The 24,225-nt window shown below is 69.6% G+C and carries 19 protein-coding genes and 2 pseudogenes; 4 read left to right on the top strand and 17 right to left on the bottom strand.

Annotation, left to right across the window (positions count from 1 at the left end; genetic code table 11):
- Positions 1-123 precede the first annotated feature (123 nt).
- The 8 genes and pseudogenes from GEV10_09005 to GEV10_08970 form a co-directional block, all read right to left on the bottom strand.
- The gene (locus tag GEV10_09005; GenBank protein MQA78602.1) at positions 124-1,206 is read right to left on the bottom strand and encodes a zinc-binding dehydrogenase; all 1,083 of its coding nucleotides are present in this window, start codon (positions 1,204-1,206) and stop codon (positions 124-126) included.
- 19 nt (positions 1,207-1,225) lie between these two features.
- Complete coding sequence (locus tag GEV10_09000) at positions 1,226-2,365, bottom strand: zinc-binding dehydrogenase (GenBank protein MQA78601.1); 1,140 nt, start codon at positions 2,363-2,365, stop codon at positions 1,226-1,228.
- An 83-nt stretch (positions 2,366-2,448) separates the two neighbouring features.
- Positions 2,449-2,694: pseudogene (locus GEV10_08995) on the bottom strand (hypothetical protein).
- A 22-nt stretch (positions 2,695-2,716) separates the two neighbouring features.
- Positions 2,717-4,708, bottom strand: coding sequence for a hydantoinase B/oxoprolinase family protein (locus tag GEV10_08990; protein ID MQA78600.1), 1,992 nt, complete (start codon positions 4,706-4,708; stop codon positions 2,717-2,719).
- Between the two features lie 17 nt (positions 4,709-4,725).
- Positions 4,726-6,795 carry a hydantoinase/oxoprolinase family protein gene (locus GEV10_08985; GenBank protein ID MQA78599.1) on the bottom strand — a complete coding sequence of 690 codons (2,070 nt, stop codon included), beginning with the start codon at positions 6,793-6,795 and terminating at the stop codon, positions 4,726-4,728.
- 111 nt (positions 6,796-6,906) lie between these two features.
- Positions 6,907-8,419: pseudogene (locus GEV10_08980) on the bottom strand (aldehyde dehydrogenase family protein).
- Positions 8,420-8,490: 71 nt separating this feature from the next.
- The gene (locus tag GEV10_08975; GenBank protein ID MQA78598.1) at positions 8,491-9,876 is read right to left on the bottom strand and encodes an MmgE/PrpD family protein; all 1,386 of its coding nucleotides are present in this window, start codon (positions 9,874-9,876) and stop codon (positions 8,491-8,493) included.
- Positions 9,877-10,016: 140 nt separating this feature from the next.
- On the bottom strand, positions 10,017-10,832 hold the full coding sequence (locus GEV10_08970) for an FCD domain-containing protein (GenBank protein MQA78597.1): 816 nt from the start codon (positions 10,830-10,832) through the stop codon (positions 10,017-10,019).
- 157 nt (positions 10,833-10,989) lie between these two features.
- Here GEV10_08970 and GEV10_08965 point away from each other — a divergent pair, with 157 nt between their 5' ends.
- The 3 genes from GEV10_08965 to GEV10_08955 are packed head-to-tail and all read left to right on the top strand — an operon-like array spanning position 10,990 to position 13,882.
- Positions 10,990-11,499 (top strand): MaoC family dehydratase, encoded by a 510-nt coding sequence (locus GEV10_08965; GenBank protein ID MQA78596.1) that lies wholly within the window; start codon positions 10,990-10,992, stop codon positions 11,497-11,499.
- A 3-nt stretch (positions 11,500-11,502) separates the two neighbouring features.
- Positions 11,503-12,711: a CoA transferase gene (locus GEV10_08960; GenBank protein ID MQA78595.1), complete on the top strand. Its 1,209-nt coding sequence runs from the start codon at positions 11,503-11,505 to the stop codon at positions 12,709-12,711.
- Positions 12,712-12,718: 7 nt separating this feature from the next.
- Positions 12,719-13,882 carry an acyl-CoA dehydrogenase gene (locus tag GEV10_08955; protein MQA78594.1) on the top strand — a complete coding sequence of 388 codons (1,164 nt, stop codon included), beginning with the start codon at positions 12,719-12,721 and terminating at the stop codon, positions 13,880-13,882.
- Between the two features lie 48 nt (positions 13,883-13,930).
- Here the strand turns inward: GEV10_08955 and rlmN are convergent, their stop codons facing one another.
- Positions 13,931-15,067, bottom strand: a complete 1,137-nt coding sequence (gene rlmN / locus GEV10_08950) for a 23S rRNA (adenine(2503)-C(2))-methyltransferase RlmN (GenBank protein MQA78593.1) — start codon at positions 15,065-15,067, stop codon at positions 13,931-13,933.
- A gap of 112 nt (positions 15,068-15,179) precedes the next feature.
- Here rlmN and GEV10_08945 point away from each other — a divergent pair, with 112 nt between their 5' ends.
- Positions 15,180-16,547, top strand: coding sequence for a suppressor of fused domain protein (locus tag GEV10_08945; GenBank protein MQA78592.1), 1,368 nt, complete (start codon positions 15,180-15,182; stop codon positions 16,545-16,547).
- A 41-nt stretch (positions 16,548-16,588) separates the two neighbouring features.
- On the opposite strand, the gene GEV10_08940 is transcribed toward GEV10_08945, so the two are convergent.
- From GEV10_08940 to GEV10_08905, 8 genes are all read right to left on the bottom strand, one after another.
- The gene (locus GEV10_08940; protein MQA78591.1) at positions 16,589-17,464 is read right to left on the bottom strand and encodes a phosphatidate cytidylyltransferase; all 876 of its coding nucleotides are present in this window, start codon (positions 17,462-17,464) and stop codon (positions 16,589-16,591) included.
- A 49-nt stretch (positions 17,465-17,513) separates the two neighbouring features.
- Positions 17,514-18,071: a ribosome recycling factor gene (locus tag GEV10_08935; protein MQA78590.1), complete on the bottom strand. Its 558-nt coding sequence runs from the start codon at positions 18,069-18,071 to the stop codon at positions 17,514-17,516.
- Positions 18,072-18,101: 30 nt separating this feature from the next.
- Complete coding sequence (locus GEV10_08930) at positions 18,102-18,845, bottom strand: UMP kinase (protein MQA78589.1); 744 nt, start codon at positions 18,843-18,845, stop codon at positions 18,102-18,104.
- 152 nt (positions 18,846-18,997) lie between these two features.
- Complete coding sequence (locus tag GEV10_08925; GenBank protein ID MQA78588.1) at positions 18,998-19,861, bottom strand: elongation factor Ts; 864 nt, start codon at positions 19,859-19,861, stop codon at positions 18,998-19,000.
- 85 nt (positions 19,862-19,946) lie between these two features.
- Positions 19,947-21,140 (bottom strand): 30S ribosomal protein S2, encoded by a 1,194-nt coding sequence (gene rpsB / locus GEV10_08920; GenBank protein ID MQA78587.1) that lies wholly within the window; start codon positions 21,138-21,140, stop codon positions 19,947-19,949.
- Between the two features lie 234 nt (positions 21,141-21,374).
- Positions 21,375-22,295, bottom strand: coding sequence for a TIM barrel protein (locus GEV10_08915; GenBank protein ID MQA78586.1), 921 nt, complete (start codon positions 22,293-22,295; stop codon positions 21,375-21,377).
- Positions 22,292-23,407, bottom strand: coding sequence for a gfo/Idh/MocA family oxidoreductase (locus GEV10_08910; protein ID MQA78585.1), 1,116 nt, complete (start codon positions 23,405-23,407; stop codon positions 22,292-22,294). Before GEV10_08910 ends, GEV10_08915 begins: the two co-directional genes overlap by 4 nt.
- Positions 23,400-24,218: a hypothetical protein gene (locus tag GEV10_08905; GenBank protein MQA78584.1), complete on the bottom strand. Its 819-nt coding sequence runs from the start codon at positions 24,216-24,218 to the stop codon at positions 23,400-23,402. The genes GEV10_08910 and GEV10_08905 overlap by 8 nt, the downstream gene beginning before the upstream one ends.
- Between the last annotated feature and the right edge of the window lie 7 nt (positions 24,219-24,225).

Raw genomic sequence — 24,225 nt, 5'->3', positions numbered from 1 at the left:
AATCGTCCCGTCGCGTATCGTTCGTCCCCGCGCACAGCGTGTTCGCGTGCGTTCCAGGGGCGTTCGGCCGCAGCTCGGGGGCGGCCGAACGCCCCTTTTCCGGACGACGCCTTCGCCGAGCACCTACTCGAAACTGATCGCCGCCCTGTTGAGCCTGCGCAGCCGGGACTCCTCCATCGCCGTCGTCACCTCGTCGAGCGAGAACGTCCTGTCGATCATCTGCTCGAGCGGCAACGTGTGCGCGTTCCTGGAGAGGAACCGCAACGACTCCCTCAGGTAGCGAGGGGCGTAGCGGATGACGGGAACGATGGTGATCGCGCGCCTCGCGGCATCAGCGAAGTCGAACTCGATGCTCGTCCCTGGAAGCACGTTGCCGATCTCGATGTAGCACCCACCGGTCCGCAGGAGCCGCACGCCCTCGACGATCGCCTCCGGCACGCCGGTGAGGTCGAACGCGATGTCCGCACCCTCCCCTTCGGTGAGGTCGAAGACGAGGTCACGTCGCTCCTCGACGGTCGGATGCTCGTTCAGCGACACGACGTGGTCGGCCCCGAACTGCTTCGCGGTCTCCAACCGGTTGTCGGCCCCGTCCAGCACGGTGACCGTGGCGCCACGTTCCTTGGCCACCGCCGTGGCGTAGAGGCCGAGCCCACCGGCTCCCTGGATGACGACGTGGTTGCCGGCCCGCACCTGAGCGCGGTCGACACCGCAGAACACCTGGGACAGCGCGCAGTTCGCACTCGTCGCCGCTCGTGAGGACACGTCGTCCGGCACCTTGAAGAACGCCTGCGTCGGATCGAGGTAGTAATGCGTGCCGCAGGTGGCGACGAAATGCGGGAACTCGTCAGGCGACTGCATCCACTTGGCGTACCCCGTGGTGCACAGCTCGTAGTCGCCACGAGCGCACGCCGGGCAGTGCCGGCAGCCCTGGAAGTACACCACCGAGACCCGGTCACCCTCGGACAGGGTGACCCCGGCGCTGTCCAGCGGCCGCGTCGAGGGATCGGTCACCCTGGCGATGATCTCGTGTCCGAGCGCCATTTTCTTGAGCGGATGCTTGCCCGCGAAGATGTGCACGTCCGACCCGCAGATGCCGGCGGCGACGGTCTCCAGGAGCAGCCCTCCCGCCCTCGGCGTCGGTAGCTCGTACTCGCGGATCTCGACCGTGCCGGGCTGGGTCTGGTAGGCGAGCCGTCCTCTGGCCATGTCCTCGTCGTCCTTCCGCCTACCCGGCCGCGAGGCTGGGCAGGACGATCGGTTTGATCTCCTCGTACGACTGCATCTTCGCCATCGCGACGTTGATCTCGTCGAGGTGGTACCGGTTCGACAGCAGTTGGTCGAAGTCGAACTTGTGCTTGGTGCGGCTCAGGAACTGTAGGGCACGCCAGTACTGGGCCGCCTCCCCCGACCAGGAGCCGAGGATGGTCAGCTGACGCCGGGTGACGGTCGTGGGGCGGATGAGGCACTCCTGCGGGCCGACCTGACCGATGATCACGAAGCGGCCCCCGTCGCGGACCATGTCGAGACCCTCACCGAAGACGGTACGGGCGCCGGAGAACTCCATGACGATCTCCGAACCGGCACCTCCGGTCAGCTCCCGGACGGCCTGGACCCTGCTCTCGGGTTCGGGATGGTCGGCGACCGAGATGGTGTCGGTCGCTCCCCAGCTCCGAGCGAGAGCGAGCCTGCTCTCCGGGTCCCCGATCACGACGATGCGCCCGGCACCGGAGTGACTGGCAACGGCGGTGGCGAACAGTCCCAGGGGACCCGCGCCCTGGATCACGACGGTCTCCCACGGCTCGATCGTGCCGAGGCGCTGGAAGGAGTTGACGACCGAACGCAGCGCGCAGCTCGCGGCCGATGCCCACTCGGTCTTGACGTCGTCGGGCACCTTGATCCGGCCCGAGGTCGGGAAGACATAGCAGTACTCGGCGAAACCACCCACCAGGTACGGAGGCTGCTCGCAGTTGCTGAAGATGTAGTACCTCCGCTGCCTGCACAGGCTCGGCTGTCCCGTGATGACGCAGTGGTGGCACTTCCCGCAGCCGGCGTGGGTGAACACGATCCGGTCGCCGAGCTCGAGTCCGGCACCGGCCGAGTCGGTGTGCGCGCCGTCGCCGAAGGCGACGATGTTGCCCACCATCTCGTGCCCGGGAATGACGGGAAGGTCGATCGGCTGACTGGCGCCGAGCGAGCCGTCCCACAGGTGCACGTCGGTGCCGCAGATGGACGCGGCCTCGATCCTGACGAGCAGTGCACCCGGCTCGATGTCGGGGATCGGGATCTCCCGGATCTCCAGCGGTTCGTTGAACGCCGTGATGACTGCGGCCTTGCTGGTCTTGGGGATGCCGACGGACGTTGGCATCGCCGTCATCCCGACGCCTTCTTCGCGAAGCCGGCGTCACGCAACGAGAGCTCTCGCGACGCGCGCTCGGCAGGAGACGCCTCCCAGTCATAGGTCACCGAGCGGAACGGCGGCCAGTTGTCCTCCTCCTTCGGCCGCTCGATCGCCAGCGCGTACAAGCACGTCTGGCACTTCGTGGCGATACGCGGCCCGAGATGGTTCGCGATCGGGTAGCGCCGGATGTCGACGCCGCCGCAGCGCGGGCAGGTCTGCCCGTCGACGGGAACGCGCTCGACGTGGATCTGCGCCTCGGCGGGAGGTTGCTGGGTGTATCGATGCTGCCAGCCCATGGTGGATTCGCCTTCCAGTCGATCAGAGTCGTTCGAGTTCGGACCAGGTCTGCGGCCAGGGCCGGAATCCGGCTACCGGTGGCTTCCAGTCGCCGGCGGACTCGCGGCCGCGCAGATCCTCGCGCAGCATCTTGGTCCCGACCTCGTCGACGGTCAGCGTCTCCGCGTCGATGTCGACGCCGTACGCCCGCTTCGCGAAGTCGATGGACACCTTCTCGTTCCACACGTCGAGCCGCACCGCCTCCGGGTCACGCTCGAGCGGACTGCCGTACCCGCCGCCGGTCGAGCAGATGATGAAGACCACATCGCCCTTCTTGATCGGGTTCCCGGTGAGCTTGAGCGTCTTGAACTTCGTGTCACGGCACCACTCGCCGAACTCCGGGTCGGGCGCACCGGTCTCGTCGACCTTGCCGGCGAGCGGCTCCAGGTCCTCCATCGGCACGAGCCCGTGGCGTTGGCGTACCGAGCCGTCGTCCTGCCGGTTGATCATGTACAGGTAGGCCGTCATGCCCGCGCCCCCACCGTCGAGGCCGTCCCTGACGAACCGGCCCGAGTCGAGCAGATGCGACGAGGAGGCCGCGTCACCGAGACACTCGACCATGAGTGCGTTGGCGAACCCGGAGCGGAACTTGCCGGCTGCCGCGGCATCCATCAGCAGGTTGCGGCCCCTGACGACCACCGGATTGTCGCGCTCGAGCAGCTCGATCGTGTTGTCGGCGATGTTGAAGATCGCGGTGATGTTGAAGCTGATCCCGTCGTTGGTGTTCGTGCCGCCCCACGACGCCCCGGCGGCGAGGATCTGGCCCCACGGCGTGCCTTCGCGGCCGGGCCGGGAGTCGATCCCGCCGAACACGTGCACGTGGGTGTTGGCACTCTCCACCGCGATCGCCTGCTCGCCGCCCATGCGCCCGAAGATCGAGAGCATCAGGTTGCACGCGTGCGCGGCGACCTCGGTGTGCATGCTCTGGCTGGCGGGCGGCAGGCCCATCACGACGGAACCGGCAGGTGCGAGGACGTGGAACGGCCGCATCGCGCCGGCGTTCATCGGGTGCCGCGGATCGAGGATCATCTTCGAGCCGATCAGGGACCGGTTCGTCTCCTCCCAGCACGTCATCAGTGCCCCGAGCGGCTGCCGGTCGCTGCCCGAGTAGTCGACCTCGACCGAGTCACCGACCTTGCGGACCGAGGCATGCAACCGGATCGGGTCGTCACCGATCGCGTCGTCGTCGATGAACTCCTCGCCCTCCCACACCCCGTCGGGAATCGCCTCGATCGCACGACGCATGCGCTTCTCGGCGAGATCGAGCGAGTACCGCGCGCCGGCCTTCACCGCATCGATGCCGTACCGCTCCAGGAGCGCGGACAGCCTGGCCTCGCCGACCCGGAGCGTGCCGAACAGCGCACGCAGGTCACCGAGGTTCTCGAACGGGGTGCGGGTGTTCTCCAGCAGGAGGTTGATCGTCGACCTGACCGGCTTGCCGGCCGAGGTGATCAGCGTGGGAGGAACCCGCAGGCCCTCCTCGAAGTGCGTCGTCGCGCCGGCGTTGAACCCCCCTGCGACGGGGCCACCGATGTCGGTGATGTGCGTGGCATCGGTCAGGACGAACGCGATCTCGTCCTTCCAGAAGACCGGACGGAACAGGTTGACGTCGAGGAAGTGGATCGAGCCGCGCCACGGGTCGTTGCAGAACAGCGTGTCGCCCGGACCGAGGTTCTGGTAGCCCCATTCGTCCAGGACCATGTTCGTCATGTGCTGGTGAGTGAACGCGAAGTGGCAGCACCCTTCGGTGATCGCCGCCATCTCGCTGCCCTCGTCGCTCACGCTGTGCACGGCGACACCGAAGTCGAGGATGTCGCGGACCACGTTGGAGAAGGCGCTGCGCACCAGGTTGTTGCGCATGTGCCGAGTCGTCTCGATCAGACCCGCTCTGATGGTCTCGGCGGTCACCAGGTCGAGGTCGTAGTCGCTCTTGATCGTCTTGGCAGTCATCACTGCCTGTGCACCGGAGTCCATGGTGTCGTCGATTCCCTTCAAGCCCGGATGTCGATGATGACGTCGCCGTAGTCATCGACCGAGGCCGTCGACTCGGGGGTGACCAGGATCGTGGACAATCCGTCGTCCACGACAGCCGGTCCTTCGATGCGGTTGCCGGCCCGCAGTGCCGTGCGGTGGTAGAAGGGCATCTGCTGCCACGTCCTGCCGTCGAGGCACACGTCCCTGACCATGACCAGGGCGTCCTCGTCCGGTTGCGCTCCGCCGGAAGGAATCCTCGTCACCGGCATCCGGCCAGGTCGCCCGCTGCCGGAGACGGTCATGGTCGTCACCTCGATCGGCGACTCCGGTGCCGAATAGCCGTAGGACTTGTCGTAGAACGCGTGGAAGCCCTGCTTCCACTCCTCGATCGCCTCGGTCGTCACCGGCCAGCCGGTGAACGGAATCCTGTTCGCGAAGCCCTGCCCGACGTAGTGTCCGTGCAGCGACCGCTCGATCGTCACGTCCTCGACGTCGACCCCTTGGCTCGTCAGGTCGCCGGTCACCTGCGCGCCGAGCTTCTCGAAGATCTCCTGGAGCCGCTCCGGCCCGATGACGTCGATCTGGCCGACGACCGAGACCGCGTGCTCGGCCCGCAGCGGTGCGACGACCATGCCCAGCGCACTGAACCCGCCAGGGAAGTACGGGATGACGACCCTGCTGATGCCCGCGATGCGGGCGATGCTGGCCGCATGTACCGGGCCGGCACCGCCGTACGCGAGCAGGACGAAGTCCTTCGGATCGACCGCCCGCTCGAAGATGATCTTGCTGGTCTCCTGCTCGATCTGTGCGTTCATCAGATCGAAGACACCACACGCAAGCTCGAGCGCGGTCATGCTCAGCGGCTCGGCGACGGTCTCGAGCGCGGCCACCGCGGCATCGCGGGACAACTCCATCCTGCCGTCGAGGAAGAGCTCGGGCTGGACGATGCCCATCGCGACGAGCGCGTCGGTGATCGCCGGCTCGATGCCGCCGCGGCCGTACGACGCGGGGCCGGGTACCGCGCCGGCGCTCTCCGGGCCGATGCGTAGCGTGCCCAGCTCGTCCAGCTGGATGATGCTGCCACCGCCGGCGCCGATGCTGCGCACGTCGAGAGCCGGGAACCCGAGCCGGATACCGAACTCCAGCTCCCAGTCGTCGGTCTTGAGCGCCTGGCCGTCGTCGACCAGGCCGATGTCGGTGCTGGTCCCGCCGATGTCGACGCAGAGGAAGTTCTTCTCGTCGAGGATCTCGCGGGCGTATGCCTCGGCCCCGAGCAACCCCGCTGTCGGGCCGGACTGGATCGTGTAGCCGGGCAGCTCCTCGATGGTGCGCTCGAGCGTGCGCACACCGCCGTTCATCTGGGTCACCAGGACGTCGCCGTCGTAACCGATCTCCTTCAACCGATCGCGGAGCCGGTTGAGATACCTGCCGATCACCGGGCCCGTGTAGGCGTTCAGGACGACGGTGAACGTCCGATCCAGCTCACCGATGACCGGTCGGATCGACGAGGCCTGCACGTAGGCGTCCGGCATCACCTCTCGAACGATGTCCTCGACCCTGTTCTCGTGTGCGGGGTTGACGTACGCGTGCAGGAGGCAGATCGCGACCGACTCCACACCCTCGTCCTTCAGGAACTGCACCTCCTTGCGCACCGAGTCCTCGTCCAGCCCGACGTGCACCGAGCCGTCGGAGATCAGCCTCTCCCTGATGTCGCGGATGTAGCGGCGGTGCACGAGCGGGCGCTCCAGGTGCGGTCTGGTCCAGGTCGCGTCGTAGAGCTCGTCCCCGGGTGGACGCACCAGGCCGCCCATGTCGAGCATGTCGCGGGTGCCCTCGGTGCAGATCAGTCCCGTCTTCGGGCCCTTGCGCTCCAGCAGCGCGTTGATCGCCACGGTATTGCCGTGACTGAACATCGAGATGTCGCTCGGCGAGATGTCGAACTCGCTGATCGCGTCGAGCACCCCCACCGACTGATCCTCGGGTGTGGTGCGCACCTTGCACCTGCTGACAGAACCGTCGTCCAACGACACCAGCACCGCATCGGTGAACGTCCCACCGACGTCGATACCGAGATGATATTTCGGCATCACTTCTCCTACCTGATAGCGAACCGGGCATGACCGGTGGAACAATTGGCCGCACGGAGTAGACGAGTGTGCGACGCAACTCGTCTCGTGGTGATCGTTCTTATTCGATATTCAGCCGAGGACGAAGGGATCCCTTGTCTCGTCGGTCAGGTTTATCCACACCGCTTTGGTCTCGGTGTACTCGCGTATGGCGTCGATACCGTTCTCGCGCCCGATACCGCTCTGCTTATAGCCACCGAACGGCACGTTGAAGGTGAGAACCCGATAGCAGTTGACCCACACGGTCCCGGCTCTGACCTGATGGGCCATCCGGTGTGCCCGCGCGACATTGGTCGTCCACACGCCGGCACCGAGTCCGTACCGGGTGTCGTTGGCGATCCGGACCGCGTCGTCCTCGTCGGAGAAGCGGACGACCGACAGGACCGGGCCGAAGATCTCCTCCTGTGCCACCCGCATGTCGTTACGGACGTCCGTGAGGATCGTCGGCTCGAAGAAGTAGCCGTCTCTCAGGTTCTCGCTGCCGGCTCGCTTGCCGCCACACCGGACGGTCGCACCCTCGGACGAGCCGATGTCGACATAGGACAGGATCTTGTCGAGTTGCTCCTTGAACGCGACCGGTCCCATCTCGGTGTCCTGCTCGAGCGGGTCTCCCAGCTTGATCGGTGCGCGCCCGCTCGGCTATCCGGTCGACGAGCTCGTCGTGCACGGAGTCCTCGACCACCAGCCTGCTTCCCGCGATGCAGGTCTGCCCTGTCGCGGCGAAGATACCGGCGATCACGCCGTTCGCCGCGGCCTCGAGGTCGGCGTCGGCGAACACGATGTTCGGCGACTTCCCACCGAGCTCCAGCGTGACCTTCGCCAGGTGGTCGGCCGCCGACTTCATGACGCTGATCCCGCTCGCCGTCGAGCCGGTGAACGCGACCTTGTCGACGCCGGGATGACTGGCCAGGAGACGTCCGGTCTCACCATCGCCGGTCACCACGTTGAACACACCCGGCGGGATGCCCGCTTCCTCGACGAGCCGACCGAACGCCAGCGCGGACGCAGGAGTCTGCTCGGCTGGCTTGACGACGAACGTGCATCCGGCGGCCAGCGCGGGCGCGAGCTTGAAGGTCAGTAACAGCAGCGGGCTGTTCCAGGGCAGGATCGCGCCGACGACGCCGACCGGCTCGTACCGGGTGTAGGCGAACATCGACGGTTTCACCGCGGGAGGCGTGCTGCCCTCGAGCTTGTCGGCCATTCCGCCGAAGTAGTCGTACCAGTCAGGCAGCGACTGCAGCTGACCGGTCATCTCCCGCAGCAGTTTCCCGTTGTCGGTCGTCTCGATGACGGCGAGTTCGTCCGCGTGCTCGCCGATCAGCTCCCCGAGCCGGCGAACGAGCCTTCCCCGTGCCGAGGCCGTCATCGTGCCCCAGGGCCCGGACAGCGCGGCGTTCGCCGCACGCACCGCATCGTCGACATCCAGTTCGTCCGCGTACGGCACGGTCGCCCAGGCCGCCCCGACGTACGGATTGATCGTCTCGAACCGCGCACCGGACCGGGACTCGACCCATGTCCCGCCGATGAGCAGGTCGAACGATCGCTGCTCTGCTGCGCCCCGGACGGCCTTGCCCGTCTTGGCCATGAACGCGTCTCCTCGTCGTTGACGGAGATGGCAACCGGCTCGTCACCTGTCCGGAGACAGGCCGCGGCCGCTCACTCTTCGAGCCGGCACCGCTCGGCGAGCTGTCGTGCCGGAACGTCCGCGCCGAGTGTCATCACCGCTTCGTACACCCGGTCCGCGGTCCTCTTGTCGGTCACCGTTCCGATCGTTCCCCGGAACTTCTCCACTATCTCCTCGTTGGTCAGCGGCCGGTCCGCGTGGCCACGATTGATCTGCTCGCGGCGGGCCAGCCGGCGCCCGTCCGTCAGCGTGATCTCGACGAATCCCGAATAGGCATCGGGAAAGGCGCTGTCCGGATCATCGGCGACCTCCACCCGGTCGCACAGGGCGAGAATGGCGGGATCGGCGAGTGCGTCGTCCTCGAGCTCGGTCAGCGTGAGCCGGCCGCGGGTCGCGGCGGCCGCGACGAGGTAGGCGAGGCTGAACTTCGCGTCGTAGTCGCTCGTCGGCCGGCGCTTGTTCTCGGCCGGCTCGCACACGACCTTGCCGGGGATTGGGTGGATGAGGCACCGGATGCTCTCGATGTCGGACGCGCTCGCGCCGGACTCGCCGAGCAGGGCAAGGGTCAGGTCGATGAACGCGTGCGTGAAGTGGCAGGCCGGATAGGGCTTCACGGCCGTGGCCGTCAGCTCCCAGACCGAGCCGAGATCGCGCGAGACGGCCTGTGCGTCGGTCACGACGCCGGGGAGGTGAGTCGCGTAGAGCCCGAACCTGCCCTCGTAGACGGCCGGCGGGCCGACCCAGCCGGCGCCGGCGAGCGCGGCGGCGTTGAGTCCACATGCCGCGGCCCAGCCCGGGTGCTGCCGCTTGGTCCAGGAGCCGTCCTCGAGGAACTCCATCAGGCCGGCCGCCATGGAGCCGACGACTCCCTGCGCGGAGGCGATCCCCGGCGCGTCGAGGCCGGCCAGCTTGCCGGCCGCGACGGCGGCACCGAAGGCGCCTGCAACGCCGGTCGGATGGAAGCCGGCGTCGTGGAACCCGCCTCTCGCACCGATTCCGATCCGTGCCGCGATCTCGACCGCCAGCACGTACGCGACCAGCACGTCGCGGCACGACCTCTCGTGATGCCATCCCGCGCCGAGGGCGGCGGGGAACGCGCCGGCGGTGACGTGCACGATGCCGGCGGTGTGCGTGTCGTCGAAGTCCAGGCCGTGGATCAGCACGCCGTTGAGAGTCGCCGCGTCGCGAACGGGCAGCCGGTGCCTCATCCCGATCACCGGGCAGTCGCCGGCACCGAAGCCGTTCAGCGCGTCCGCCGCTCGCTTCGAGAAGTCGAACGCGGTCGAGGCGAATGCGATGCCGACGGAGTCCAGCACCAGATGGCGTGCCCGCTCGGCGACGTCGTGCGGCAGGTCCTCGTACCGCAACTCCGCCGCGAAGGCGCCCACCTCGGCAGCAGTCGTCGCCGCTCCGGACATCGATCGACACCACCTCACGTTGACACGAGGGGAGAGGTCACGGGTCGTGGCGGGGAACCGTGACGACCTGCCCCATGCCCCAGTACATTCGCATACGCCCTGAGGCTTGGCAAGTAAACGTCCGAGTTTTTTTGGTCGACTCAGGCGCCGGGCTCGGACGTCGCATGCAGGTTGTCGATCTGCTCGTACAGCGGCCGCAACTCGACCAGGTGCTCGCGCATCAGGTCCTGCGCCCGTGTGGCGTCGCCGGCAGCGATGGCGTCCGCGATCGTCACGTGGCACGCGTCGATCCCGTCCCACAGCGAACGATCATCGGCCTTCGCCCGCTCGAGCCGGACGCGCAGCACATCGCTGACCGGCTGCAGCATCATGGCGAGCATGAGGTTGCCGGTGGCCATCAGCACCGTGGTGTGGAAGTCGATGTGCGGTGCGAACCCGCTCGGATCCCTCGCGTCCCGCGGAGCACGAGCGGCGACCCTGACAGCCTCGACGGTGTCCTCGTCCGCTCGCTCGGCCGCCAGCCTGGCCGCGGCCGGTTCCAGCAGCAGTCGTGCTTCCAGCATGTCGGCGACCGACAGCTGCGGGGTCATGACCAGCACGCCGAGCGCCCCACCGACGTCCTCGATCAGCCTTGCGGGGTCGGGCGCCGCGACGAAAGATCCACCGTGCACACCGCGAGTCGTCTCGATCAGATGCTGACTGGCGAGCACCCGAAGGGCTTCGCGAACGGTTCCCCTGCTGACACCGAACATCCCCCCGAGCTCGGGCTCGGTCGGCAGCCGCTCTCCCGCGGCCAGCACGCCGACCACGATCTGCGAACGCAGCTCGTCGGCGACCTGCCGGTAGGCGGGACGCACGCGCTGCACCCGCAGGCGCGTCGCCGCCGCCTGCTTTCCGCGCAGCGTTGCGGTCTCCACCGGTTCGCCGGCGGTCCGCGGCGGTCCGTTCGAGGTCATGGTCGGTGCCACACTTCCGTCAGGTCGTTCACACCGGCGTCGCAGCGTACCGGCCTTGAAGCCCGAATGATCTCACGCTACCGCAACAGGCATTGACCATCAAACGTCCGACTTTTAGACTTCGGTCGTGACCCAGCACCGCGACGCGCCCTCGACGATCTCGCCTGGCTGGCGGGGGCGGTTCTACGAGGACTTCGAGATCGGGGACGTCTACCGGCATCCGCTCGGCCGCACGGTGACCGAGACCGACAACACGTGGTTCACCCTGCTCACGATGAACACCAACGAGGTGCACTTCAACGCGGAGGCCGGACGGGCGTCCGAGTTCGGCAGGCCGCTGGTGGTGTCGACGCTGACCATCGCGATCGCGATCGGACAGAGCGTCACCGACACCACCCAGAACGCGTTCGCCAATCTCGGGCTGGACAAGCTGGCGCTCACGCATCCCGTCTTCGCGGGAGACACCTTGTGGTCGGAGTCGCTGGTGCTGGCGAAGCGGGAGTCCGCCAGCAGGCCGCAGGCGGGGATCGTCACCGTCAAGACGCGCACGCTGAACCAGCATGGTGACGAGACACTGTCGTTCGTGCGGACGTTCTACGTGCACAAGCGGGGGGCCGACCTCGCCCGCACGACGTTCCCGCAGGCCAAGAAGCCACTGGAGCCGTGACCCATGAAGCCGTTGGAGGACATCAGGATCCTCTCGCTCGAGCAGTACGGCGCCGGTCCGTTCGGCTCGCTGCACCTCGCGCATCTCGGTGCCGAGGTGATCAAGGTCGAGGACCCCTCCGTCGGTGGCGACGTCGGCAGGTACGTGCCGCCGTACGCCGAGGGCCAGGACTCACTGTTCTTCGAATCGTTCAACCGCGACAAGCGCAGCATCTCCCTCGACGTCCGCAACGCGGCAGGCCGCGCGGTGTTCGAGGATCTGGTCCGGCACTCCGATGTCGTGTACTCCAACCTGCGGGGGGACGTGCCGGCCAAGCTCGGCATCCGCTACGACGACCTCAGGCACCTCAACCCGCGGATCGTGTGCTGTTCGCTCTCCGGGTTCGGCATGACCGGTCCGCGGGCGGCCGAACCGGGCTACGACTACGTGCTGCAGGGATATGCGGGCTGGATGTCGCTCACCGGCGACCCGGACGGCCCACCGGAGAAGACCGGGCCTTCGCTCGTCGACTACAGCGGCGGGTTCGTCGCCGCGCTGTCACTGCTCGCCGGTGTCCACGCCGCTCGCCGTGACGGCGTCGGGATGGACTGCGACATCAGCCTGTACGACACGGCGATAAGCCTGCTCACGTACCCCGCGACATGGCATCTCACCGACGGCTACACGCCCGTGCGCACACGCCGCTCGGCGCACCCGTCCCTCGTCCCGTTCCAGGCGTTCCCGGCCAAGGACGGTTGGCTCATCATCGCCTGCCCGAAGGAGAAGTTCTGGCGACGGCTTCTCGACGTCGTCTGCCGGCCCGAGCTCGCGACGGATCCACGTTTCGCCACGTTCCCCGACCGGGCCGCTCACCGCGCTGAGCTCGAGGACATCCTCGACGCCGTCCTGATCCAGCGCACCGTCACCGAGTGGCTCTCCCTGCTGCGCACTGCTTCGGTGCCGTGCGCGCCGGTCAACGACGTCGCCCACGCGTTGCGGGAGGAGCACACGCTCGCGCGAGAGCTCGTCGTCTCGACCGATCACCCGCGCTTCGGCGAGGTCAGACAGGTCAGCTCGCCCGCACGGGTGGGCAGCCCGCCGCGGCACCATCGCCGTGCGCCTCAACTCGGTGAGGACACCAGCGACATCTTGCGCGCGATCCTCGGCTACGACGACGACACCGTCGCCACCCTCTCCGCCGACGGCGCGTTCGGCACCCCACCGTCCGACTAGGAGACCCATGGACTTCGAGCTCAGTACGGAGCAACGCCTCTACCGCGACTCGCTGCGTTCCTTCGTCGACAAGGAGATCATCCCGGTCGCCAGGGACTGGGAGCGTGCGGGCCGCTATCCGTCGGAGATCGTCGACAAGATGCGCGAGCTCGGGCTGTTCGGCCTGCTCGTCCCCGAGTCCTACGGCGGGATGGGCGCCGACAGCGTGTCCTTCGCGCTGACGTTCGAGGAGATCTCCCGAGGTTGGATGGGGATCGCCGGGATACTCGGCAGCCACTCGGTGTCGTGCTGGATGATCGCCAGGCACGGCACGGAGGAGCAGCAGCGGACGTACCTTCCCGAGTTGGCCACCGGCGCGCGCCGTACCGGCATCGCGCTCACCGAGCCTGGCGCGGGCACCGACCTGCAGGGCATCGCGACGACGGCACGCCGCGACGGCGACCACTACGTCGTCAACGGCACCAAGACGTGGATCACCAACGCCCGCTACGCCGATCCGCTACCGGTGCTCGTGAAGACCGATCCCGCGGCGGAACCGGCACATCGGGGCATGAGCATCCTGCTCGTCGACGCGGACACACCCGGCTACGAGGTCACCAGGGACATCCCCAAGATCGGCTACAAGGGCCCGGAGTCCTGCGAGGTCGTGCTCACCGACGTCCGTGTCCACGCCGATCAGCTGCTCGGTGGTGTCGAGGGCAAGGGCATGCAACAGGCGTTGTCGTCACTGGAGACCGGACGGATCAACGTCGCCTCCCGCGCCATCGGGGTGTCCCAACGTGCCTACGACGAAGCGCTCCAGTACGCACGCAGCCGGATGGCGTTCGGTCACCCGATCGGAGACTTCCAGGCCGTGCAACTGCGTATCGCCGAGATGGCCACCCGGCTGCAGGCCGCTCGCCTGCTGACCTACTGGGCGGCGTCGCAGATGGATGCCGGCAACCGCATGGACACCGAGACCGGCATGGCCAAGGTCTTCGCCTCGGAGACGGCCCTCGACTGCGCCCTCGACTCGATGCGTGTCCACGGAGGGTACGGGTACTCCCAGGAGTTCGAGGTCGAGCGGCTGTACCGTGACGCACCGCTGATGGCCATCGGCGAAGGCACCAACGACGTGCTGCGCACGGTCATCGCCAAGTCCCTGCTCACCGGCAAGGCCACCGTGGGATGACGCCCGTCGGAGACGGGGCGGGCCTCGGCAGCCGGTGCGACGCCTCCGTCAGCTCTCGGCCGCCAGCTGACCACAGGCCGCGGCGACCTCCTGGCCACGGGTCTCGCGCACGGTGCAGGTCACTCCCCCGGCGTTGACGAGGCGCACGAACTCGCGCTCGACCGGCTTCGGGCTCGCGTCCCATCTGCTGCCCGGCGTCGGATTCAACGGAATCACGTTCACGTGCACCAGGTGGCCGAGATGCTCACGCAGCAGCCTCGCCAGGAGCTCGGCCCGCCACGGCTGGTCGTTGACATCCCGGATCATGGCGTACTCGATGGATACCCGCCGACCGCTGGTGTCCGCGTAGTAGCGGGCCGCCTCGAGAACCTCGGCGACCGACCACCGCTCGTTGACCGGCACCAACGTGTCACGCAGCTCGTCGTCCGGAGTGTGCAGCGACACCGCGAGACGCACCTGCATCCTCTCGTCGGCGAGCTGCCTGATCGCCGGGGCGAGGCCGACCGTCGACACCGTCACCGAACGCTGGGAGATGCCCAGGCCGTCCGGCGCCGGATCGGTGATCCGGCGAACCGCCGCCACCACGCGCCGGTAGTTCGCGAGCGGCTCGCCCATGCCCATGAACACGATGTTGCTGACCCTGCCGAGGGCACCGGGCACGTCACCTCGGCGCATCCGCCGCTCCGCCCCGACCACCTGCTCCACGATCTCGGCGGTCGACAGGTTACGGGTCAGGCCCATCTGGCCGGTCGCGCAGAACGGGCACTTCATCCCACACCCGGCCTGCGACGACACGCAGACGGTCGCCCGGTCGGGGTAGACCATGAGCACCGACTCGATCATCGTGCCGTCGAAGGCCCGCCACACCGATTTCTGGGTCGTGCCGTTGTCACAGTCGACGGTGCGTGTCTCGGTGAGCAGGGGTGGCAACAGGCCGTCGACGAGCCGGTCGCGCGACGCCGCCGGCAGGTCGGGCATCGCGTCCCTCTCCTCGGTGAGGCGGGAGAAGTAGTGACGCGAGAGCTGGTCTGCGCGGTACGCCGGCTCCCCCATCTCGGCGACGGCCGCGCGGCGGCCGGCGACGTCGAGGTCGGCGAGGTGCCGCGGGGGCTTGGGGCGCCCGGGCGGACGGAACGTGATCTCTGCGAAGCCGCCGGAGGCAGCCGGCTCTGCGGGAACGGACATCACGGCCAATTCTCTCCGATGCGTCTCGTCCGGCGCCAACGCGGTCGGAAAACGCCCCCCGACGGCCGGTCCGTCCGGGTCTTTCACCACACGGGACACTACCCTTCGTCCTATGGCGATCTTCGGAAAGCGACGAGCACGCGACGACGCCCCGGCCGACGGTGCGCCGCGCACGCTGCTCGACGAGACGAGCCCGTACGGCAGCCGCCGCGTCCTCGTCGCCACCAACGGCACGGAGACCTGGGCCCAGCTGTTCGACGGCTCGGGCGGGCAGGTGACCGCGCTGTGGCTGGCCGCGCACCGCGGCCCCACGCCCGACGTCCAGCTCTCGGTCCCGCCCGAGACCACCCGCAACCCGAGCGGACGTCCGCACTTCGACAGGGTCGAGGCCGTGTGGTTCGAGGAGGGTGACGGCGTCGCACTCTTCGACGCCGACGGCATGCTCGCCGTGCTTCCCGGGTGGGCCGGGCCGGAGACGCTGCCCGGCTACGCCAGGGAGGCCGTCGCGCCGAGCCCCTCGGCGGCGCCGCTGCAGAGCGCGATCGAGCAATTCGGTCCCCGCGCCGAGCGCGCCCGCGGCTACTGGGCCTGGCGCGCACGGCAGGAGGCGTGGCAGGAGTACCAGCAGGACGTCGCGCAGCACGTCGCGACGAGGCTCGGCCAGGCGCAGCAGGTGTGGCCGCTCGGCCAGGGCAACCCACCCGTCGTCGCCGGTCGCCACGGCACCGAGAACGAGCACGTCGCCGTCACCGTCGGCATGAGCGCCCAGCGGATGCCCGCCGTCGAGCAGTACGTCGACGAGCCGGGACCCTACTCGCGCATCGAGCTCGCCGTCGCCGGCCTCGGCCGCGGCGACGTCGACCTCGTCCTGCTCCGCTGGCTCGCCCGCCACCCCTGGCGCGCTGCCACCTGGATCGGCTCGCGCCACACCGTCCGGTGGCCGGGCACCGGCTTCCCCGTCGGTGAGCCGTTCGCGGGCGTCCTGCTCCTCGACGAGCCGACGCTCCTGCCGGGACCCGCGGCGCCCGACCTCGGCGGGCACAACATCTTCGGCGACCCCGTCAGGTTCCTGTGGCTGGTGCCGGTGACGGAGGAGGAGATCACCACCGCCAGGGCGGAGGGCGTCGACGCGCTCCTCGCCCAGCTCCGCGCGGCCGGCCGCACCTGGGTGGCGGGCGACGCAGGCAAGCCGGCGACCCCGCCGGCCGACCCCGCGCTCGGCGAGGCGGACGACGACCTGGCGGACGACGAGGAAGCGGCGGCGGGCCCCGACGCGGACGACGAAGACGCTGCGTCGGGCCCCGACGCGGACGACGACACCGACGCAGACGCAGACGCGATTGTCGACGCGGTTGCAGGCAACGACGACGAGGTCGAGGACACCGCCAAGCAGGCGACCCCGAAGGCCGCCGACGACGAGCCCGCCCCCGACGCCGACGCCCCCATGGAGGCCCAGGACTCCAACCGCGCCGACGACTGACACCTCGTCCATCGTCACTGGGCGGGTCCTGGCGTGCGCGGTCAGCCCGGTGGGGCGAGGAGGGCCAGGGTGGCCCAGACCGCGGGGGCGGCGGCGGTGAGGGAGTCGAGGCGGTCCATCACGCCGCCGTGGCCAGGGAGCAGCGACGACATGTCCTTGACGCCGAGGTCGCGCTTGATCACCGACTCGACCAGGTCACCGCAGGTGCCGACCAGAGCGGCCAGGACGCCGACCACGATGCCGATCCACCACGCCCCGTCGAGCAGCCACCAGACCAGCCAGGAGCCGATGCCGGCGGCGAAGAGGACCGAGCCGATCAGGCCCTCCCACGACTTCTTCGGGCTGATGACGGGGGCGAGCTGGTGGCGGCCCAGCAGGACGCCGAACGTCAGGCCGCCAATATCGCTCGCGAACACCACGGCGATGAAGATGACGATCCGGTGCGCGCCGTCGTCGGGCGCCAGGAGCAGGGACGCGAAGGCGATGAGGACGGGCACGTACGCGGCGACGGTCACCGACGCGGTGGCGTCGCGCACGTATCCCTCGACACCGGCCGCCATGCGCCAGGTCAGCAGGGCGAGCACGCCGACGGCGACGGCAACGGCGAGACCCGCGAGCCCGAAGAAGTACGCCGCGAGGACGTCGGCGAGGACCACCGCGATCAGCGGCGGCAACGGGACGGCGATGCCCCGGTTGCGCAGGACGCCGGCGAACTCCCAGACTCCGACGCAGCCGAACCCGAGGATCACGACCAGGAAGACCGGCTTGAGGAAGTAGAGCAGGACCAGGACCACGGCGCCGAAGAGCACGCCCACGACGGACGCGGCGGCGAGATTGCGCCCCGACCTCTTCGTCTTCGATGGCTGGTCGGCGGAGACCCCGTCAGGGCCTTCGGCGGCCCGCGACGAGCCGTCCAGCTCGGTGTCCCGGTGATCGCGACTCAACGCCGAGTACTCTCCGCGCCCCTCATACCTCGGAGAGCTCGTCTTCCTTGTGCTTGAGCACCTCGTCGATCTGCGCGACGTGCTTGTGGGTGACGTCCTCGAGCTCCTTCTCTGCCCGATGGACGTCGTCCTCGCCCGTCTCGCCGTCCTTCACCAGCTTGTCGAGGGCGTCCTTGGCATGGCGCCTGACGTTCCTGATCGCCACCTTGGCGTCCTCGGCCTTGGTGCGGGCGACTTTGATGTACTCCTTGCGCCGCTCCTTGGTGAGGTCGGGCAACACGATGCGGACGATCGTGCCGTCGTTCGTGGGGTTGACGCCGAGGTCGCTGTTCCTGATCGCCCGCTCGACGGCGTCGAGCGACGACTTGTCGTAGGGCGTGATGATGACCATGCGCGCCTCCGGGATGTGGAAGGACGCGAGCTGGTTCAGCGGCGTCGGCGCACCGTAGTAGTCGACGTAGATCTTGCTGAACATCGCCGGGTGCGCACGCCCGGTGCGAATCGCGGCGAAGTCGTCCTTGGCGACCTCGACGGCCTTCTCCATCTTCTCCTCGGCCTCGAAGAGTGTCTCGTCGATCACGGCTGCTCAGCTCCTAGCTCGTCTCTCGCCTCACCTGGCCACCGGTGCGACGAGCGTCCCGATCTTCTCACCACGAACGGCTCGCACGATGTTGCCCGGGCCCATCAGGTCGAAGACGACGATCGGTAGGTCGTTGTCCATGCAGAGGCTGATGGCCGTCGCGTCCATGACCTTCAGGCTGCGACTCAGCACCTCGGAGTAGTCGAGGCGGTCGAACCGCACCGCGTCGGGGTGCGTGCGCGGGTCGGCGTCGTAGACGCCGTCGACCTGCGTGCCCTTGAGGACGGCCTGGGCACCGACCTCGAGCGCGCGCTGCGCCGCACACGTGTCGGTCGAGAAGTACGGCGCACCAAGGCCGGCGCCGAAGATGACGACCCGGCCCTTCTCGAGGTGCCGCGTCGCCCGCCTCGGGATGTACGGCTCCGCGACCTGGCCCATGGTGATGGCGGTCTGCACCCGGGTGTCGATCCCGAGCTTCTCCAACCGGTCCTGCAGGGCGAGGCAGTTGATCACCGTGCCGAGCATGCCCATGTAGTCGCCCCGGCCACGGTCCATGCCCCTGGCCGCGAGCATCGAGCCGCGGAACATGTTGCCGCCGCCGACGACGATCGCGGTCTCGACGCCCTCGCGGACCACCTCGGCCACCGCGTCGGCGATGGTCTCGACGGTCGGCGGGTGGATGCCCAGGGGCTCCGGACCCGCGAACGCCTCGCCGGAAACCTTGAGCAGGACCCGCCGCCATGCGGTGTGGTACTTCTCGCGCTCGACGGGGATCGCCTGGTCGTCACTCGCGGACGTGTCCGCGGGTGCCTCTCGGTCGGCCGGGTTCTCCACGGGAGCGTCCCTCCAGCTCGTCAGGCGGTCTCACGGCAGTGTGCCTCATGGCGAACCGTCCCGGGGCGCCGACCCTCGGACGTGGCAGGGCACTAGGAGGCGGAGTCGGCCGCCTCCTGGCTCTCCCCCACGCGGAAGCGGGCGAAGCCGGTGACGTTGACGCCCTTCTCCCCCAGCAGCGCCTTGACGGTCTTCTTGCCGTCCTTGGCGAAGATCTGCTCGACGAGCACGACGTCCTTGAAGAACGAGTTGATCCGGCCCTCGACGATCTTCGGCACGACCTGCTCGGGCTTGCCCTCGTCCCTGGCCATCTGCTCGGCCTCGCGGCGCGTGGTCTCGACGCTCTCGGCCGGCACGTCGTCGCGCGACAGGAACCGCGGCGACATGGCAGCGACGTTCTGGGCGATCTCCTTGCCCAGCTCCGCCTCGTCGGCGTCGAGCTCCACGAGCACGCCGATCTGCGGCGGCAGGTCGGGGTCGGTGCGGTGCAAGTAGAGGAAGACGTGGCGGCCGTTCCCGCCGAGCGCGGCGATGCGGCGCACCTGGAGCTTCTCGCCGATCGCGGCGCTGACCTCGTCGACCTGCTCCTGCACGGTCCTGCCGTCGAGCGTCGACGCCAGGAGGGCGTCGACGTCGGCGGGATCGGACTCGGCGACCTGGCGGGCGAGCGCGGTGCCGAGGTCCTGGAACCGCTCGTTCTTGGCGACGAAGTCGGTCTCGCAGTTGACCTCGACCAGGACGCCGGACGCCGGGCCGTCGAGCCGCGCGGCCACCAGGCCGTTGGTGGCGGTACGGCTCTGCCGCTTGTTGACTTCCTTGGCGGTCCTGAGGCGGAGGATCTCCACGGCCTTGTCGAAGTCGCCGTCGGCCTCCACCAACGCGTTCTTGGTGTCGAGCATGCCGACCGCCGTCAGCTCACGGAGCCGCCGGATGTCGGCCGCGGTGAAGTTCGCCATCTCGGGTTCTCGTCCTTACACGGTGATCTGCCCGGTCCGCGCACGGCGGTCTGGGTGGGCTTGGCTGGTGGTGACGTGCGCGGGTTCAGCTCTGCTCGGTGCCGGGATCGGCCGCAGGCGCAGCGTCGGGGGCCGGGGCGTCCGTCGCGGCGGACTCCTCGGTCGGCGCGGTCTCGGCAGCCGGTGCCTCGGCCGCAGGGGTCTCGGCAGCCAGTTCCTCGGCCGCAGGGGTCTCGGCAGCCGGTGCCTCGGCCGCGGGGGTCTCGGCCACCGGCGCCTCAGCCGCAGGGGTCTCGGCCACGGGAGTCTCGACAGCCGGCGCCTCGGCCACGGGGGTCTCGGCCACAGGTGCCTCGGCCACGGGGGCGTCCGTCGCAGGTGCCTCCGTCGCAGATGCCTCCGCGGCAGATGCCTCCGCGGCAGGGACCTCGGTGACAGGAGCCTCGGTGGCGGCGGCGACCGTCCGGCCCGAGCCGTTGCCGTTCTGTCCGGCCTCGGCCTGGCTGCTCTGTAGGAGCTCGCGCTCCCACTCGGCGAGCGGCTCGTCGGCGGCGGCGGTGCCACGCGGCTCCTCGCCCTCGCTCGCGGCAGAGCGGGCGATGAGACCGTCGGCGACGGCGTCGGCCACGACGCGAGTCAGCAGACCGACCGCGCGGATCGCGTCGTCGTTGCCCGGGATCGGGAAGTCGACGAGGTCGGGGTCGCAGTTGGTGTCGAGGATCGCGACGACGGGGATGCCGAGCTTCTTGGCCTCGTCGACGGCGATGTGCTCCTTCTTGGTGTCGACGACCCACACGGCGTCGGGGAGCCGCGCCATGTCCCTGATGCCGCCGAGCGTGCGGTCGAGCTTGCTGCGCTCGCGGTCGAGGATCAGGCGCTCCTTCTTGGTGCGCACCGAGCCCTCGGCGCCGGCGGAGCCGATCTCCTCGAGCTCCTTCAGCCGCTGCAGGCGCTTGTGCACGGTCTGGAAGTTGGTGAGCATGCCGCCGAGCCAGCGGTGGGTGACGTAGGGCATGCCGACCCGCTTGGCCTGCTCCTCGATCGCCTCCTGCGCCTGCTTCTTGGTGCCGATGAACAGCACCGAGCCGCCGCGGGCGACCGTGTTCTTGACGAACGCGTACGCCGAGTCGATGTACGTGAGCGTCTTCTGCAGGTCGATGATGTAGATGCCATTGCGCTCGGTGAAGATGTAGCGCTTCATCTTCGGGTCCCAGCGCCGAGTCTGGTGCCCGAAGTGCACGCCCGACTCGAGCAGGTTCCGCATGGTGACCACGGCCATAGCCGCGCACCTCTCCTTCCGCGCCCGAAGGCGCCGCCTCGGTTCGTCCGCGACCCGCCAAGGTGGCGTGCCGCGCCTGACGCCCGGACCCGCCAAGACCTGGACGGCTGTCACAGGACCGAGAGGCGAGCCCGCCGAGATGTGCGGCGGTCACCGGGCGTGCGAAGTCGACCTCCAGAGAGGTCGCTGCGGCAAGTCTACGCGACCGGCACCATCACCTGCGCGCGGGCGGTGTCAGGTGCGGGGAGGCGGCCAGGCACCCTCCAGCCAGGCGCGGTTGTGCCGCTGGTCGCGGTTGACGGAGTCCCAGGTGTCCGGCGTGACGGGGGCCCGGTCCTGCTCCACGACCAGCCAGCCGGCGTACCCGGCGTCCCACAGCGCGGAGAGGAACGAGCCGAGGCCGACGTCGCCGGTGCCGAGCGGGCAGGCGAGACCGGCCCACCAGCCCTCGAGGTCCGGGTCACGGTCGGCCTCGGCCCTGCGCAGCACCGCGTCGTGGACATCCTTGACGTGCACGTGGTTGATCCGGCCGGCGTGCCGTGCCGCGTACGCCGCGGGATCGGCGCCGCCGGCGTGGAAGTGACCGCTGTCGAGACACAGCGGGAGGTCGGTGGTCGCCAGCAGGCGGTCGATCTCCCAGCTCTCCTGCACGTAGGTCGCGTAGTGCGGGTGGAACGACACCTCGACGCCGTGCGCGTGCGCGAGCCCCCGGGCCGCCTCCAGGCGGTCCACCGCGCGCCGCCAGGCGCCGGTGCCCAGCCCCCGCGACCGGTCGCCGGCGCGGAACGGGTCGCGGACCAGCCCCGCGTCGCCCTCGTCGGCGAGCACCGCCAGCGCGCCCGGGCCGCCCGCGGTCGCCAGCTCCTCCAGCGTGCGGCGCATCGCGTCGAGATCGTGCCGCACGACCTCGTCGGACGCGGCGAGGTGCAGCGGCACGTAGGCGGCGAGCACCTGCAGGCCCGCGGCCGCGTACGCGCGCCTCGTCCGCTCCGGCGTGCCGAAGAAGCCTGGTGGCCCGAGCTCGCTGCCGGTGTACCCGGCCTCGGCCATCGCCTCGAGCACCCGCGCCGGCGCGCGGCCGAGGTCGTCCGGTGTGAGCGCGCCGAAGATCCCGAAGCTGACGGGCGCGGTGCCGATCGAGGGGCGCACGCTCATGAGCCGTCGCCGGCGAGGACGTGGACGAGGCGCTGCAGCGCGTCGGTGTCGTACGCCGCACCGGCCGCGGTCGACAGCACCGGCCCACCCGACGCCACGGCCAGGTGGAACGCCTGCAGCTCCCTGGTGAACCCGGTGCCGTGGTCGGCGCGGAACCTCGTCGCAGCACGGTCGTCGCCGTCCAGCCGTTCGACCACGAGCTCGGCCCGGTGGTCGCGCAGGTAAGGCCCGGGCAGCGCGAGTCGCAGCCGGCCCGCGGAGCCGAACACCGCGAGCTCCTCCTCGTACTCGGGATAGTCGGGCAGCCAGTTCCACGACAGCACGAGCTGGGACTCGCCGAGCGTGCCCACCGCCTGCAGCTGCGGCGGCTCCTCCAGCCGGGCGCCCGCGGTGGACGTGCCGAGCTGCGCGTACGACCAGCGCAGCGGCGCCTCACCGAAGACGGAGCGCAGCAGCGACAGCTGGTGGCACACCGACCCGTTCAGCACCTCGTCGTAGAGCGCGCGATACGGGTCGCCGATCGCGCCGAGCGCCTCGTCGAGACGCGCCCTCTCGTACGCGACAGCCGCGGCGGCAGCGCCGGGGTCGCCGTCGCGGTGGCGCACCTGCCGCTGGTGCGCGGCCTGCGGCTCGTCGGCCGGGTGGAGCACGGTCACCCGGACCAACCGCGGCACGCCGACGCCGGGCAGCTCGGCGCGTGCGCGTGTAACCGCGGGGTCGTACATCTTCATGTAGCCGACCTGCAGCACCAGACCCGCCTCGCCCGCCAGCGCCGCGAGCTCGCGGCACTCTCGCACCGTGTGCGCGAGGGGTTTCTCGGCGAGCACGTGCTTGCCGGCGCGCAGGGCGCGGTACGCGAGCTCCGCGTGCGTGCCGGGCGTGAGGAGGAGGACGGCGTCGACGTCCGGCGACGCCAGGACGTCGTCGATGTCGGCGGTGTGGCACGGCACGCCCCACTCCGCCGCGACCTGCGCAGCGAGGGTGGCCGAGAGGTCGCAGACGTACGTGACGGGCAGCTGCTCCCGCAGGGTGTGCAGGTTCTGCAGGTGCACCGCCTGGGCGATCAGCCCGAGCCCGACGACGCCGATCCTGACCGGCCTGCCGTCAGCCATGGCTCACGGCGTCCATCCGCTCGAGGCCGGCCGCCGCGGCCGCGTCGGCGTAGATGTCCGCGTCGGCGCCCTCGGCGACGACCGTCGCGGGCCACGACGGGTCGTACGCGTCCGCCGCCGCCAGCCGGGCCAGCGCCGTGCGCTTGTGCGTGCCGTGGACGAGCATGAGCAGCCGCCGGGCGGAGCCGACGATGGTCTCGACACCGACGGTGACGCCGTGGTCGGGGACCTCTCCGGGAGACCCGAACTCGGGGAACGTCCCGAGGTTGTCGCGCTTGGTGCTCGCCGGGATCGTCACCACGCGCGTGCGGGTGTCGCGCCCGGCACCCGGTGGGTTGAACGCCACGTGGCCGTCACCCGCGCCGCTCGCCAGCAGGAACAGCGCGACCCCGCCGCGTTCGCTCAGTCTGATGTCGTACTCCTCGGGCGCGGCCGGGTCGGGCAGCCAGACGTGGTCGTCCGGGATGCGCGACCCGCGGCTCGCCGCGTTGAGCGGCGCCTGGATCTCGTCGCGCGCGAAGCGGTGACAGCTGTAGCTCGCCTCGATCGGCACCCGCCGCCGTTCGCCCCCGGGTCCGACGGACACGTAGTCGTCGACCATCGCGATCACCACGTGGTCGAGCGCGAGCCCGCGCCGCGCGACCTCGTCCGCCAGCGCCTGGTACGTCGTGCGCGGCGTGCGACCGCCCGGACAGCCGAGCACGTACCAGGATCCGGCGTCGTACGCGGCCGCGATGCCGTCGGCGACCTCGCGTGCTGCCGCGCGACCGAGCTCCTCCGGGGAGGCGAAGACGGTGACAGGGACGGACATCTGGCTC

The organism is Streptosporangiales bacterium (assembly GCA_009379955.1).
Lineage (GTDB): Bacteria > Actinomycetota > Actinomycetes > Streptosporangiales > WHST01 > WHST01.
The sequence above is the reverse complement of the archived record's forward strand: the minus strand, read 5'-3'. Positions and strand labels throughout refer to the sequence as shown.